The organism is Gordonia sp. 34D (assembly GCF_056682775.1).
This window is the reverse complement of the sequence record NZ_CM155293.1, coordinates 1,562,104-1,576,909: the sequence shown is the minus strand read 5'-3', so window position 1 is coordinate 1,576,909 and position 14,806 is coordinate 1,562,104. Positions and strand designations below refer to the sequence as shown.

The window sequence follows — 14,806 nt, the reverse complement described above, 5'->3', positions numbered from 1 at the left end:
GCAGCTTGGCATAAAAGGCATATGCGGCGCCGTCATATCTGGTAGGACGGCACGAACCATCCCGGATACGGGTAAAGCCGGGACGTTCACCCAGAGAAGCCGCGTTCGCCTCGTCGCTGGGACGAGGCAAACGCGGCTTGATCGGTGAGTGGGAAAGCTACCGGCCTGACGAGTCCAAGGCGCGGGCACGCAGGGCGCGGGCCACGCCGTCGCGCCCTTCGATCACCAGGCGCGCCAAGGCTGGGGGATGATCGTCGGCGAGGAACAAATCGGCCTTGGCTAGGCCCTCTTCGCTGACGTCCCACGATGGGTACAGGCCAACGACGACGGTCTGCGCCACCTCGCTGGTGCGGCGTTCCCACAGCGCCGCAACCGAATCGAAGTAGCGCGATGTGAACGGTGCCAGCAATTGGTCCTGGCCGGGCCGGACCAGACCCTCGACGATGGACCGCACGGTGACATTGGCGATCGAGTCGTCGTCGAAGGCACGGTCCCAAGCTGCGGCTTTGACCTCTGCGGACGGTCGTGCCGCACGGGCGGCCTCGGCGTGGCGGGCACCCGCAGCCGTGTTGTCGCGATCGGCCTCAGCGTCAATTATCTCGAGCCCGATGGTGCCGTGCGCGGCGAGTGCCTTAACGAGCCTCCACCGGAGTTCGTCGTCGATCACCAAGCCCGTCAGCCCGTGATCGGCGGGCGAATCTCCATCGAGCAGCGCTTGCAAGAGGGGCTGCTGGTTGTCGTTGGTGACGCCCGCGAGGAGCGCGTTGACGAACGCCAACTGGTGATCGGAGCCAGCTTCGGCTTCGCCCGCCAACTCGAAGAGGCGGGCGCTGAACTTCGGCCATCCGGTGTCCCTTGCCCACCGTGGGTCTGCGTACGACTCCAGCGCGGCGACGGCCTGCAACAGCACGCGCTGCACCACGCCGACCTCGGTTTCAGCGCCGATACCGGCGCTCACGAGACGGACGAAGTCGCGAGCGGACATTTCCGCCTGGCGGGTCATTTCCCAGGCGGCCGACCAAATCAACGTGCGCGGCATCGGATCAGCGATGTCGGCGACGCGTGAGGTAGCCGTCGCGAGGGACTCCGGATCGAGGCGGACCGACGCGTAGGTGAGATCGTCGTCGTTAAGCAGTACCAGTGCACCGCGCGAAATCCCGATCAGTTCGGGGACCTCGGTGCGCTCGCCCTCAATGTCGAGTTCGACAACGTGACTGCGAACCAGTTGGCCGTCGACGTCTGAGTAGACGCCGACCTTCATCCGGTGTACCCGGGTTTCGCCAGCACCGGGTGATGCGCCCTCCTGCAGCACTGCAAACGAGGTGAAGCGGCCCTCCGCGTCGACCTCGAACTCGGGACGCATCACATTGATGCCGGTGGTCTTGAGCCACTGTGCTCCCCACCCGGACAAGTCGCGGCCCGAGGCTCGTTCCAACGACCCCAGGAGGTCGTCGAAGGTGGCATTCGAGAACCGATGCTCAGCGAAGTACTCTCGCAGCCCCTTCAAGAACGGTTCCAGGCCGACGTAGGCGACGAGTTGTTTCAGGACGGAGGCGCCCTTGGCATAGGTAATGCCATCGAAATTGACCTCGACGGCAGCCAGATCGGGGATGTCGGCGGCGATGGGGTGAGTCGACGGCAACTGGTCCTGCCGGTACGCCCAGGATTTCTCAACGTTGGCGAACGTGGTCCACGCGTTGGTGTATTCGGTTGCCTCCACCTGCGACAGCACCGACGCGAAAGTTGCGAACGACTCGTTGAGCCATAGATCGTCCCACCACTGCATGGTCACGAGGTCGCCGAACCACATGTGCGCCATCTCGTGCAGGATCGTTTCTGCGCGGCGCTCGTACAGGTAGCGCGTGACGCGGGAACGGAAGACGTAATCCTCGAGGAAAGTCACGGCACCGGCGTTTTCCATGGCACCAGCGTTGAACTCCGGGACGAACAACTGGTCGTACTTGCCGAACGCGTAAGGCACGCCGAATACGCGGTGGTAGAAGCCAAAGCCCTGCTTGGTTTCGGTGAAGAGACGCTCAGCATCCATGAATTCGCCGAGCGAGGCGCGACAGTAGAGGCCGAGCGGGATGGTGCCGTATTCGTCGACGTACTCGTCTTGCCAAACGGCGTACGGTCCGGCAATTAGTGCGACCAAGTAGGTGCTCATCAACTCGGTGGTGGCAAAGCGGTGCACCAGCGCGCCGGGATTTCCCGGGGCATCGGCGGCAGGTTCGCTGTCGCGGGCACCGTTGGAAATGACCTGCCAGTCAGACGGCGCGGTCACGGTGACGGTGTACGTGGCCTTCAGGTCGGGTTGGTCGAAGCAGGCGAACATGCGCTTGGCGTCGGCGGTCTCAAACTGCGAATACAGGTACACCGCACCGTCGGCGGGATCGACAAAGCGGTGAAGGCCTTCACCGGTATTGGAGTAGGCGCATTCGGCAACCACTTCCAGGGTGTTGTGCGCCGCGAGGTTGTCCAAGGAGAGTCCGACGGCTTCGTCGAACCCGGAGACGTCAAGGTCGACGCCATTGAGGTTGGCCGAGACCAGGTTTGGGGCCACTAGGTCGATGAAGGTGGACTCGCCCTCGGTGGCGGTGAACGTCACGACGGTAGTCGAGGCGAAACGCTCCACCCCCGGCGCGTCGGCGCCGTTGGTCAGATCGAGGTCGATGCGATAGTTCTCAACGGAGACGATGGCGGCGCGCTGCCGCGCGGCCTCGCGTGTCAGATTCGGTGCACTCACGACTCCAACACTAGTGGCGGAAGGACGACTGCGTCGGAAGGCTTGCATAGCAGGGGCAACATCGGCGGTGACGGCAGTGCCGGTGGTTGAATGGGGACATGGCTGACTCTGCAACCTCCGTTGATCGCGTCGACTTCTGGTTCGATTCCCTGTGCCCGTGGTGCTGGATCACCTCCCGCTGGATTTTGGAAGCGGCTCAGGTCCGAGACATCGATGTGAACTTCCACATCATGAGCCTGGCCGTCCTGAATGAGAACAAGGATGTGCCGGACAGTTACCGCGAGATGCTCAAGACCGCGTGGGGACCTGTCCGCGTGCTGGCCGCAGCGCAGGCGCGCCACGGTGACGCCGTCCTTGCGCCCCTATATGCCGAACTCGGGACTCGGATCCACAAGGACGGTAACCGCGACTTTGCTGACGTGATCCCCGCAGCGCTCGCGGCCGCCGGCCTCGAAGCTGACCTGGCCGATGCCGTCGACTCCACCGAGTTCGACGTCGCGATTCGGAAGAGTCACCACGAGGGGATGGACAAGGTCGGTGACGATGTCGGAACTCCGACCATCCATGTCAACAACATTGGCTTTTTTGGGCCGGTGTTGTCGCGGATTCCGCGTGGCGAGGAAGCCGGTCGGGTGTGGGACGGTGCTCTCGCACTGGCGTCGTACCCGCACTTCTTTGAACTCAAGCGCTCGCGAAATGAAGAGCCCGAGTTCGATTAGCCGGTAGTTTCACGTCCGCGACAGATCTGAATTCGCCTGTATGACAAGCACTCTGGCCGCACCCGAGGTTGTCGCCGTCCAACGAAAGACGTTGTGGACGGTCGTTATCAGTCAGGCCTTCGGCGGGGCTGGGTTGGCTGCCGGTATCGCGGTGGGAGCACTGATCGCCGCGGACATGCTCGGTGGAGACTCGCTGTCGGGTTTGCCCACCGCCATGTTCACGCTCGGATCGGCGCTCACGGCGTTCCTCATCGGTCGCGTGACCAACCGAATCGGTCGACGAGGTGGGCTCGGTGCTGGGTTCACCGCGGGTGGTGTGGGCGCGGTAGGTGTTGTCGTGGCAACGGCAATCTCGTCGCCGGTCCTGCTGTTCGCTTCGCTGTTTGTCTATGGCGCGGGTTCGGCGACCAACCTTCAGGCGCGATACGCCGGTACCGATTTAGCGGCCGAAGACCACCGCGGTCGGGCAATCAGCATCGCCATGATCGCGACCACCCTCGGTGCCGTCGCAGGTCCCAATCTCATTGAGCCGACCGGCAAGCTCGCCGAGGCCGTCGGGTTACCTGCACTGAGCGGTCCGTTCGTGCTCGCTGCCGCCGCCTATCTGATCGCCGGTGGTGTCCTGTTTGCCATGCTGCGACCGGATCCGTACCTGCTGGCACGACGACTGTCGTCTGCCGATGACGAGGCCACGACAGCGGTCGACCGGACTCGGCGAAACCTGCGGCGGCCCGCCATTATCGGGGCCTTCGTCATGATCGTGACGCAGGGGATCATGGTGGCAGTCATGACCATGACGCCCGTCCACATGAACGAGAACCACCACAGCCTGGGTGCCATCGGGCTGGTGATCGGATTCCACATTGGCGCCATGTGGTTGCCGTCGCTGGTGACCGGGCAACTCGTCGACCGGGTCGGTGCGCGCGTCACCGCGATTGCCGCTGGCATGACGCTGTTGGTGGCGGGACTCCTGGCGATGGTGAGTCCACCGCAGGGGCTCTTCTGGTTAATCGTTGCGCTGTCAGTACTCGGGCTCGGCTGGAACCTCGGCCTCATCGCAGGTACGGCGCTCGTCGTCGAAGGGACCGATCCGGCCAGCCGTGCCCAAACGCAAGGCTCAATCGACGTGTGGGTCAACGTGATTGGTGCGGTCGCGGGTGTCGGCTCCGGGCTCGTCATGAACGCCGTCGGCTACGGCACGCTCGCCATCGCCGCCGGTGTGCTCGCGTTGGTAGTCGTGCCTGCGGTGATGCTCGGTGGACGCCGCCGCCAACCATCCGATTCCTAGTAGAGCGAGGTCTGCTCCAACTGGTTCGGCAACGTACCCGGTACCACTTGCGCGGGCAATGGCGGTGTGGGTACCGGTGTCACGTTGCCGCTACCTGAACCGCGGACGAAGGACCGGGGACGCAAGAGGATTGCCCCTGCACGAGTGCGGTCGCGCAGAGCGGCGGCGCGCCAGGTCAGCACCGGGTGCGAACTCATGGCGTTCGCCAGTGTCACGAAGAAGCCTTTGTCGTGCGTCGCACGGTCGGCAAACTGATCGAAATCGAGTGCACTGAGCAGGTACTTGCCGCTCGACATGACGCCGATCGCGGCGTGCCCACCGTCGGGCCGCGTGTAGTAGCCGTAGTTGTCGGCCGTGTATTCCTGGGCTCGTGAGAGCAGCGGGCCAAGGAACGGAATGGCCATGATGACAGTGCTCAACAACTGCCGCCAATAGGACACGTGGCCAGCCGCAATGTGGCCAACCTCGTGGCCGATAACAAACTCCAGCGCTTCCGGGCTGCGTGCCCGACCGCCAACCTCAAACAGGTCCGAGTAGATCACCACGTAGCGCCGGAAGCCGTGACCCGACGCGAACGCGTTGATAGCGCCGTTGCCGTTCATCACGTACCCGTCGGGCACGTACTCGAGGCCGTACCGCGCCGCCGATTCCACCAGCATGCGGTAGCCCTCCGGGAACTGCGTCGGACTGAGTTGCACCGCGCTGACTCGCATCCGCGCGTAATTCAGGCCGCGAGCACCGAAGACCAGCAAGGGGAGAGCGAGGGCGAACAGGTACCACTGCGAAATCCCCGTCAGAATCACCAGCCAGACGACGATCGCATAGGTGGCGATCGCCAGGAGAATCCCAACGGCGAGGACCGGAAGCTCCCACGGGTGTCGCCTGGGTGCGCCCGCGTACAGCGCGGGTGGCCGCCAAACTGCACCCGGCCCGGGTACATCAACGGGAGGTGCGATGATCCGTGGATCGTCGACACCGGGAACTGAGGGAATTGGACCGTGGGTATCCACGTCCACCAATCTACTGGTGCCCCATTACACTGGCCGCATGCGCATTTACCTTGGTGCCGACCACGCAGGCTTTGAACTCAAGAACCAGATCGCTGAACATCTCACGTCCGGCGGCCACGACGTCGTCGACTGCGGTGCTCACGAGTACGACGCCCTCGACGACTACCCGGCCTTCTGCATTGCCGCCGCCCAGCGGACCGTCGCCGATCCGGGCAGTCTCGGAATCGTTCTCGGCGGCAGCGGTAACGGCGAGCAGATTGCCGCGAACAAGGTGCCCGGCGCACGGTGCGCCCTCGCCTGGAGTGTCGAAACCGCCCAACTGGCACGCCAGCACAACAATGCCCAGCTGATTGGCATTGGTGGTCGCATGCATTCGAAGGAAGAGGCTTTGGCGATCGTCGACGCCTTCATTTCGACCGCATGGTCCGACGAAGCGCGGCACCAGCGTCGTATTGACATCCTCGCCGAGTACGAGCGCACCGGCGAGGCACCGGCCCTGCCGGACGCCTGATTTTCCGTGCCCGAAGGGCATGCGCTGCACCGACTCGCTCGTCGGCAGCAGCGACTTCTTGGTGGCCAGCGCCTCAACGTCTCAAGCCCGCAGGGTCGCTTCGCGCACGAGGCCGCACTCCTCAACGGGATGGTGTTTCGTCGTGCCGAAGCTTGGGGTAAGCACCTAATCCATCGGTACGACAATGGCGGTGCTTCGGAGCGTGGACGCGGCACCGCGGTGACCCGCCGCATCGTGCATATTCACCTGGGGATCTACGGTGCGTTCCGTGAGGAGTCGCTCCCGATGCCCGAGCCCACCGGGCAGGTTCGGATGCGCCTGATTGGTGACGAAATTGGGATCGATCTGCGCGGACCCAATGCCTGCGAGATATACACCCCGGAGGATCTCGAACGACTCGTCGGACGGCTGGGGCCGGACCCGCTGCGCGGTGACGCCGATCCCGAGGTTGCCTGGCAGGCGATCAAGAAATCTAAACGCGCCATTGGTTCGCTCCTGATGGACCAAAAGGTGCTTGCGGGCGTCGGCAATATCTATCGTGCCGAAGTGCTGTTCCGGGCTGGCGTTGAACCCCACCGGACCGGGGTCACGATTACTCGCGAAGAGTTCGACGAGATGTGGTCGGACCTGCTGCACCTCATGCCAATTGGCGTGCGCCGCGGGCATATTCACGTTGTGCGACCGGAAGACGACAATGGCGCACCAGCCTATGCGGTCGATCGGCCTCGGACGTACGTGTATCGGCGGGCAGGGGAGCCCTGCCGCCTGTGCAGTACCCCGGTCCTTACCGAAGTGATGGAAGGCCGAAACCTCTTCTGGTGTCCGTCCTGCCAATCGTGACGCACGAGATCCCATCCAGCCCTCAAGCCTCAGGTTCCAACCCTTAGTGGATGCTGCCGCCTCTCCAAGGAACCTCCCAGGTTCGACGGGCACAGTTGCATCATGAACGCAGGACAAAAGTTCACGATTTTGGTTGTCGGGGGCACAGGTGAGTCGTTCGAGGGTGACGACCGCACGCAGGTGACAGGGATGCTCGCGGCGGTGACCGAGCGACTCGACGACCGCTTCGATGCCCGATGGGTTGGATACCCCTCAAGTTACGGGCCGGCACCGTCGTTCGACGGCGTCAGCTATGTCGACAGCCTCAACGTCGGCGTGGCCAATCTTGCCGCCGAGATTCGGGCTGCCACGAAGCCGGTCATGATGATCGGCTACTCGCAGGGGGCCGCAGTAATTCGGACGCTGGTCGCGCACCCGGCGAGCCACCGCCTGCTGGGGTCGGTCGCCGCCGTCGGCTTCGTCGCCGACCCCAACCAGCCGCGCGGCGTCATTGACGGATGTACGGGGTGGGGAGTAGCTGGCGAGGGTGCCAACCTGCCCGAAGGGTTGCCCGCGTATTGGGTGGGTGCTCCGTCGGATGTGATCTGCAATGCGAGCGACGATTCGCTGATCCGCGATATTGCCGACCTCACCGATTCACTGTCGTTCCAACAGTTCCGGCAGTGGCTCACCGGTGCGATAGCCCGAGCGATGGGCGACCGGATGCAGAACTCGGAGGCGACGGAGTTCTCGCCACAGCAATGGCGTCGCGATCTGCGACGACTCCGGACGGCTGTGCGAGAAGTGCGCGGCTACCTGCCAGCGGAGATTTCGATGGGTCGCTGGCGTCTTCGAAACCCGATCGGCGGGCGGCACGTTTCGTATTCCCGCGAGCCGTATCGGCGTGCCCCGCTCACCGACCCCGAGGTGACCGGTTGCGAGGACCTTGCGCACTGGCTGCAACTTCAGGCCACGATGGGGGTGCCCCAGCGGGTGGTTTAGTCACGAAAAAACCAGGCTCGTCCGAAATCATTTCGGACGAGCCTGGTTTGGTAGATCGTGTGGGTCAGCAGCGACTAGTCGCCGGTGTACTGACCGCCAACGGTGCCGCGGACGACAATCGGGGTACCCGAACCGATGGTGTCGTAAACCCACTTGCCGTTCTCGGTGCTGATGTTGATGCAACCGTGGCTTGCGTTCGAGACACCCTGCTGAGCGACCGACCACGGAGCGGCGTGGATGAAGATGCCGTCCCACGACATACGCGTCGCGTACTCGACGTAGGTGCGGTAACCCTCGGGCGAGTCGATCGGGACACCGTACGTGGAACTATCCATGTACATGTCGCGGTACTTCTCCTTGGTGTGGTACACGCCATTGGGAGTCGGGTGCTTGTCAGTGCCCATCGAGATCGGCATCTGCTTGACGAACTTATGGTCCTTCCACCAGTAGATCTGGTGGTCGCCATCAGTTGCGAGCGCAACCCAGCCGGTCGGCGACTTCACGTTCGGCTCGGCCGGGATGGCGGGAGCTTCCGGAGTCGTAGTCTCGGGCTTTGGCTTCTCCTTGGTCTTCGGTGCCGGAGCGTTAGGCACGCCGGGGACCTCGGGGAGCTCTGGGAGCTGGATCGGCGGGAGGCCGGGAACGACCGTGACTGGTGCCGCGTTAGCGACTGCCGGGGCCCCCATCGCCAGTGCTGCTGCACTGGCCGCCACAGCAATGACTCGAGCGGTCCGGCTTGCCCGGTTGCTCGAGGACTTGGTGGAAAACACGTGGTCTCTACCTTCGTTTGTGGTCATGAAAAAGGCGCCACCCCCGTGGACGCTCCGAATCATCGTTACACAACCGTTGCCGACTCGCCAATAGCACACGGCCGATACCTGTGAATAATCTAAGTGAAAGTGCAGGTCAAAACGGCACAATTGGGTCTAGGTGGAGTTCGTCACGGATTGCCCGATGTGACTGGTGGGGCCTATGTGATTGCGCCGGTGACGGCGCGAAACTGCTGTCGGCCGTCTGACGGGAGTCGATTAGCCTCGGAACCTGCCATGAGTATCGAGCTGCAACTACACCGCGACGTCACTGCCGACAGTGCACCGGAGCGGGCATTGACGACCGCGACCTGGGAGATCGGACCAGGTTGGCGCGGTATTTCCTCAGCGATGCTGGGCGGTGGAATCGGCACAATCGGCTGGGTGATCAACGCGCAGGTGCCGGGCGACTACTCCCGGACCGACCCCGTCGAGCACCTTGGGGAACTCGCTGACCAGCACGGAATGCGTGGGCGTGGCGTCGGTATGTTGACCGCAGCCCCGGTCGCCAACAGCTTTCAGGCCACTGACAGCGGGGTGTCGGCATCAGCGACCGTTGGCTTGCGCGTCCCCACGTGGGCTGCCGCAGCAGCGGAGGTGCCGGATCCCGAACTCGCGCCCATGGTCCTGCCCGACGAGACAGCGAAAGCTCCCTACCGTCCGGGCACCATCAACATCACAGTGCAAGTACCGGTCGCGTTAACCGACGCGGCACTTGTCAATGCGGTCATCACGGTCACCGAAGCGAAAACTCAGGCGCTCCTTGAGGCGGGCTATCCAGCCACCGGCACAGCGTCGGACGCCGTGGTGATCGTGGTGCCGGAGGTGGGGGGGCCGGAAGTGTTCGCCGGCCCGCGATCGCAGTGGGGTTCTGCCGTTGCCCGTGCGGTGCACGCGGTGGTCCTGGCGGGCGCTCACGACTACACAGGCAGCTTGCCGACTAGCAAATAGAGTTTTCCAAACAAAAGTCGCGGCAGCGTCTTTCGACGATGCCGCGACTTGGTGGAGCGGGTGACGGGAATCGAACCCGCGTAGCTAGTTTGGAAGACTAGGGCTCTACCATTGAGCTACACCCGCGTTGCGCTTACAGCCGCAAATTTCTAGCGCAGCTGAGCGCGTGCAGAACATTACCGAGCGATGCCGGGAATCACAAAATGCGGTGCCGGAATCACCCTGCAGGGGCCCGGGTTCGCGGAAACGTGGGGCAAGGCCGTACTATCTCCATTTGGCCGTGCCGGAACTTTTTCACGGCCACCGGGATGTGGCGCAGCTTGGTAGCGCATCCGCTTTGGGAGCGGAGGGTCGCAGGTTCAAATCCTGTCATCCCGACGAAATCGTCGCGGCCCGACGAAAGCGCGTCGGCGCGTGGCTTGAAGTTAAAGCCGCGACTGGCAGCAACGAAAACGACAGCACGATCGACTAAGGAGTACCAACACCGTGAAGAGCACCGTCGAGCAGCTGAGCCCGACCCGCGTCAAGTTGAACGTCGAGGTTCCGTTCGAGGAACTCTCCGGTGATTTTGACCGCGCATACGCCTCCCTTGCCCAGCAGATCCGTATCCCCGGCTTCCGCCCGGGTAAGGCACCGGCCAAGCTCATCGAAGCTCGCGTTGGTCGCCAGTCGGTCCTCGAGCAGGTCGTCAACGACGCGCTGCCCAACAAGTACTCCGAAGCCGTGGCTGAAGCCGACTTGAAGGCCATCAGCCAGCCCGAGATCGACGTTGCCGAGTTGGTCTACGGTGACCCGGTCCGCTTCACCGCAGAGGTCGACGTCCGCCCCGAGATCACTCTCCCGGCCGCAGACAGCATCGCCGTTGAGGTTGATCCGCTTGAGATCACTGACGCTGACGTCGAAACCGAACTCGACAACCTGCGCGCACGCTTCGGCACCCTCGCCGGTGTTGAACGTGGCGTCACCAACGGCGACTTCGTCTCCCTCGACCTGTCGGCCACCGTCGACGGCGCGGACGTCGAGGACGCCAAGACCGAAGGCCTGTCACACGAGGTCGGCTCCGACACCCTGATCGAAGGCCTGGACGCCGCACTCGAAGGCGTCAAGGCTGGCGATTCGGCTACCTTCACCTCGACCCTCGTCGCTGGCGAATTCGCAGGCAAGGACGCCGAGATCACCGCCAAGGTGAACTCGGTGAAGGTGCGCGAGCTGCCGGAACTCGACGATGACTTCGCCCAGCTGGCTTCGGAGTTCGACACCATCGACGAACTCCGTGAGAACCTCCGCGGACAGGTCGCAGAGTCGAAGAAGTACGAGCAGGCCGGCTCGATCCGCGACGCCGTCGTTGATCAGCTCCTCGAGACCGTCGAGTTCCCGCTTCCCGAGGCTGTTGTGGAGCAGGAAATTGAAGCAACGCAGCACGAGTTGGTGCACGCACTCGGCCACGACGATGCACAGGTCGATCGCTTCCTCGAGGCGCAGGGCAAGACCCGCGACGAGTGGAACGCCGAAAGCCGCGTCGACGCGGAAAAGTCGGTCCGCACCCAGCTGCTGCTTGACGCCCTCGCCGACGCCTCGAGCGTTGAGGTGGGCCAGGACGAGCTGATGAACCAGATCCTCATGCAGTCGCAGCGTTACGGTGTTGCACCGCAGGAGTTCATCCAGCAGTTGCAGAACGCCAACCAGATCGGTGCCCTGTACGCCGACGTGCGTCGCAACAAGGCGCTCGCCGAGCTGATCTCGGGTGTCAAGGTCACCGATACCAACGGTGAAGCCATTGACACCAAGGCCTTCTTTGCCCCGGCCGCAGACGAGAGCGACGACGACGCCGAGGGCGACGACGCGTAGTTTTATTACTCCGCAAGGAGTGAGGGCCACAGCCGGGACGAGCAATCGTCCCGGCTGTCGTCGTCTAATCCCGTGCGTCACACCCGACCTGCAACGGGGCTGACAACTGTTCCGCTGTAAGCGAATAAGGGGTGTCGGCGGAACATCTCCGGCCTGAAAATTGATTAACCTCGGTGACAGCATCTTCGTCGGACAGGCATCACGATGCCTGTCGCACCAGCCAACCGGCCGATGAAGAGAATCGCACCGCTAGAGAAGATAGGGACAACTCAGTGAGCAATCTGTACACGCCCTCGATGAGCTCGGGCGTCTCCGGCCTGAACCTGACCGATTCGGTTTTCGAGCGTCTCCTGCGCGAGCGCATCATCTTCCTCGGAACTCAGGTGGACGACGATATCGCCAACCGCCTGTGCGCCCAGATTTTGCTGCTCGCAGCCGAGGACCCCACGAAGGACATCAGCCTCTACATCAACTCGCCGGGTGGCAGCGTCACCGCGGGCATGGCGATCTTCGACACGATGCAACTTGCGCCGTGCGACGTCGCGACCTATGCCATGGGCATGGCCGCATCGATGGGACAGTTCCTGCTCGCAGCGGGGACCAAGGGCAAGCGTCACGCGCTGCCTCACGCCCGCATCATGATGCACCAGCCGTCCGCTGGCATCGGTGGTACGGCCGCCGACATTGCGATCCAGGCCGAGCAGTTCGCGGCAACGAAGCGCGAAATGAACCGTCTGAACGCTGAATTCACCGGCCAGCCGCTCGAGAAGATCGAAGCCGACGCCGACCGCGACAACTGGTTCACCGCTGAAGAGGCCAAGGAATACGGCTTCGTCGACCACGTCGTGACCACGGCGAGCGCCTGACCGCGACCGCGTCCATCGATCACCTCATCTCACCGGTTACGGAGACCTCATGACTAACTCGCTTCCCGCCGACGTTCGCGCGGGCATCTCGGATGCGGCCCTGGCAATGAAGAGCATTCAGGCCCGCTATATCCTCCCCAGCTTCATCGAGAACACCCCCAACGGCCAGCGCCAGTACGACCCGTACGCCAAGCTGTTCGAAGAGCGCATCGTGTTCGTCGGCACCCCGATTGACCAGACCGTTGCTAACGACGTCATGGCGCAGTTGCTGGTCTTGGAAAGCCAGGACCCGGACCGCGACATCACCATGTACATCAACTCACCCGGCGGCAGCGTTCCCGACATGCTCGCCATCTACGACACGATGCAGTACGTCCACTGCGACGTCGTGACTGTCTGCCTGGGTGAGGCAGCATCGGCCGCGGCGATCCTGCTGGCCGGCGGCACCCCGGGCAAGCGTGCGGCGCTCCCGAACGCCACCATCCTGATTCACCAGCCGCGTACCGGCGGTGCCTACCAGGGGCAGGTCTCGGATCTGGAAATCCAGGCCGCTGAGATTGAGCGCATCCGCAAGCGCCTCGACGAGATCCTCGCCGGGCATACCGGCCAGGATCCCGCAAAAATCCGCAAGGACACCGATCGCGACAACATCCTCACTGCCGATCAGGCAAAGGAATACGGGATCATCGACGAGGTCTTCGAATACCGCAAGAAGTCGGGCCGCAGCTAACTCTGCGACGCAGGCCAACGTGTGCGACACGCCGGAGGAATACCGGCTGTCGCCGCGTTGGCCACCTAATCTCCAACGACTGCCGCATTTCGGCTCGTCGAAGACCAGGCGCGCGGGTACCGTCAAGGTAGATCGCAGATAGGAAGTAGGTGCGGCCAAATGGCGCGAATGGGAGACGGTGGTGACCTCCTGAAGTGCTCTTTCTGCGGTAAGAGCCAAAAACAGGTCAAGAAGCTCATCGCCGGTCCAGGTGTGTACATCTGTGACGAGTGCATCGACCTCTGCAACGAGATCATCGAAGAGGAACTCGCCGAGACCAGCGATGTGAAGCTCGACGAGCTGCCAAAGCCTGCTGAGATTCGGGAGTTCCTCGACAACTACGTCGTCGGTCAGGACTCGGCAAAGAAGACACTCGCCGTCGCCGTCTACAACCATTACAAGCGCATCCAGGCGGGTGAGAAGAAGAGCGACAAGCGGTCGCCGGGTGGCGAGTCCATCGAGTTGTCGAAGTCGAACATCTTGATGCTCGGGCCCACCGGTTGCGGTAAGACGTACCTGGCGCAGACCCTCGCCAAGATGCTGAACGTTCCGTTTGCCATCGCTGATGCGACGGCGCTGACTGAAGCCGGGTATGTCGGTGAGGATGTCGAGAACATTCTGTTGAAGCTGATCCAGGCAGCGGACTACGACGTTAAGCGTGCTGAGACCGGCATCATCTACATCGATGAGGTCGACAAGATCGCCCGCAAGAGCGAGAACCCGTCGATTACCCGCGACGTGTCGGGCGAGGGCGTGCAGCAGGCACTGCTGAAGATCTTGGAAGGCACGCAGGCGAGTGTGCCGCCGCAAGGCGGACGCAAGCACCCGCACCAGGAATTCCTACAGATCGATACAACGAACGTCCTGTTCATCGTCGCTGGGGCTTTCGCTGGTTTGGAGAAGGTCGTAGACGAGCGAATTGGTAAGCGCGGCATCGGTTTCGGCAACGACGTGGTCAGCAAGGACAAGGTTGATACGGCTGATCACTTCGCCGAGGTGATGCCCGAGGATCTGATCAAGTTCGGTCTGATCCCCGAGTTCATTGGCCGCCTACCGGTTATTGCCTCGGTCGCGAACCTCGACAAGGAAGCCTTGGTTTCGATCTTGTCGGAACCCAAGAATGCGCTCGTCAAGCAGTACGTGCGACTTTTCGACATGGACGACGTCGAGTTGGAGTTCACGCAAGACGCGCTGGAGGCGGTTGCCGATCAGGCCATCCACCGGGGGACCGGTGCCCGCGGTCTGCGCGCCATCATGGAGGAAGTGCTCCTGCCCGTCATGTACGACATCCCCAGCCGCGACGATGTCGCCAAGGTGGTCGTGACCGGCGAGACGGTCCGTGACAATGTTCTGCCGACAATCGTGCCGCGGTCCGAAGACGACGGACCTCGCGAGAAGTCCGCGTAGCAACAGAGTTCAGTCCCCGAGTACCGCGTACGCGGCACTCGGGGACTTTTGTTTGCTCGAC

Annotated in this window: 13 protein-coding genes and 2 tRNA genes; 11 read left to right on the top strand and 4 right to left on the bottom strand. The window is 63.0% G+C overall.

Features of this window, described 5'->3' with window-relative positions:
* Positions 1 to 157: 157 nt before the first annotated feature.
* Positions 158 to 2,746, bottom strand: a complete 2,589-nt coding sequence (gene pepN, locus AC1L34_RS07325; RefSeq protein WP_424323223.1) for an aminopeptidase N — start codon at positions 2,744 to 2,746, stop codon at positions 158 to 160.
* 98 nt (positions 2,747 to 2,844) lie between these two features.
* Here pepN and AC1L34_RS07320 point away from each other — a divergent pair, with 98 nt between their 5' ends.
* Positions 2,845 to 3,465, top strand: coding sequence for a mycothiol-dependent nitroreductase Rv2466c family protein (locus tag AC1L34_RS07320; protein WP_424294452.1), 621 nt, complete (start codon positions 2,845 to 2,847; stop codon positions 3,463 to 3,465).
* A 40-nt stretch (positions 3,466 to 3,505) separates the two neighbouring features.
* Entirely contained in the window at positions 3,506 to 4,753 is a 1,248-nt protein-coding gene (locus AC1L34_RS07315; RefSeq protein ID WP_424294451.1) for an MFS transporter, read from the top strand.
* Here the strand turns inward: AC1L34_RS07315 and AC1L34_RS07310 are convergent.
* Complete coding sequence (locus AC1L34_RS07310; protein ID WP_424294450.1) at positions 4,750 to 5,769, bottom strand: M48 family metallopeptidase; 1,020 nt, start codon at positions 5,767 to 5,769, stop codon at positions 4,750 to 4,752. The two genes, AC1L34_RS07315 and AC1L34_RS07310, sit on opposite strands and share 4 nt — an antisense overlap.
* A 31-nt stretch (positions 5,770 to 5,800) precedes the next feature.
* Between AC1L34_RS07310 and AC1L34_RS07305 the strand changes: the two genes are divergently transcribed.
* From AC1L34_RS07305 to AC1L34_RS07295, 3 genes are all read left to right on the top strand, one after another.
* Positions 5,801 to 6,274 (top strand): ribose-5-phosphate isomerase, encoded by a 474-nt coding sequence (locus tag AC1L34_RS07305; RefSeq protein WP_424294449.1) that lies wholly within the window; start codon positions 5,801 to 5,803, stop codon positions 6,272 to 6,274.
* 6 nt (positions 6,275 to 6,280) lie between these two features.
* On the top strand, positions 6,281 to 7,114 hold the full coding sequence (locus AC1L34_RS07300; protein WP_424294448.1) for an Fpg/Nei family DNA glycosylase: 834 nt from the start codon (positions 6,281 to 6,283) through the stop codon (positions 7,112 to 7,114).
* 102 nt (positions 7,115 to 7,216) lie between these two features.
* Positions 7,217 to 8,095 (top strand): PE-PPE domain-containing protein, encoded by an 879-nt coding sequence (locus AC1L34_RS07295; RefSeq protein ID WP_424294447.1) that lies wholly within the window; start codon positions 7,217 to 7,219, stop codon positions 8,093 to 8,095.
* Positions 8,096 to 8,169: 74 nt separating this feature from the next.
* Here the strand turns inward: AC1L34_RS07295 and AC1L34_RS07290 are convergent, their stop codons facing one another.
* Positions 8,170 to 8,781, bottom strand: coding sequence for a L,D-transpeptidase (locus tag AC1L34_RS07290; protein WP_424293350.1), 612 nt, complete (start codon positions 8,779 to 8,781; stop codon positions 8,170 to 8,172).
* 360 nt (positions 8,782 to 9,141) lie between these two features.
* Between AC1L34_RS07290 and AC1L34_RS07285 the strand changes: the two genes are divergently transcribed.
* Positions 9,142 to 9,855, top strand: coding sequence for an adenosylcobinamide amidohydrolase (locus tag AC1L34_RS07285; protein ID WP_480035242.1), 714 nt, complete (start codon positions 9,142 to 9,144; stop codon positions 9,853 to 9,855).
* A 52-nt stretch (positions 9,856 to 9,907) separates the two neighbouring features.
* Here AC1L34_RS07285 and AC1L34_RS07280 read toward each other — a convergent pair.
* Positions 9,908 to 9,981, bottom strand: a tRNA-Gly gene (locus AC1L34_RS07280).
* A gap of 178 nt (positions 9,982 to 10,159) precedes the next feature.
* Here AC1L34_RS07280 and AC1L34_RS07275 point away from each other — a divergent pair.
* The 5 genes from AC1L34_RS07275 (at position 10,160) to clpX (ending at position 14,745) form a co-directional block, all read left to right on the top strand.
* Positions 10,160 to 10,233, top strand: a tRNA-Pro gene (locus AC1L34_RS07275).
* Positions 10,234 to 10,341: 108 nt separating this feature from the next.
* On the top strand, positions 10,342 to 11,703 hold the full coding sequence (tig, locus tag AC1L34_RS07270; RefSeq protein ID WP_424323478.1) for a trigger factor: 1,362 nt from the start codon (positions 10,342 to 10,344) through the stop codon (positions 11,701 to 11,703).
* Positions 11,704 to 11,999: 296 nt separating this feature from the next.
* Positions 12,000 to 12,569, top strand: coding sequence for an ATP-dependent Clp protease proteolytic subunit (locus AC1L34_RS07265; RefSeq protein ID WP_424297393.1), 570 nt, complete (start codon positions 12,000 to 12,002; stop codon positions 12,567 to 12,569).
* Positions 12,570 to 12,618: 49 nt separating this feature from the next.
* On the top strand, positions 12,619 to 13,299 hold the full coding sequence (locus AC1L34_RS07260; protein WP_424297390.1) for an ATP-dependent Clp protease proteolytic subunit: 681 nt from the start codon (positions 12,619 to 12,621) through the stop codon (positions 13,297 to 13,299).
* A gap of 159 nt (positions 13,300 to 13,458) precedes the next feature.
* On the top strand, positions 13,459 to 14,745 hold the full coding sequence (gene clpX / locus AC1L34_RS07255) for an ATP-dependent Clp protease ATP-binding subunit ClpX (protein ID WP_424297389.1): 1,287 nt from the start codon (positions 13,459 to 13,461) through the stop codon (positions 14,743 to 14,745).
* Positions 14,746 to 14,806 lie beyond the last annotated feature (61 nt).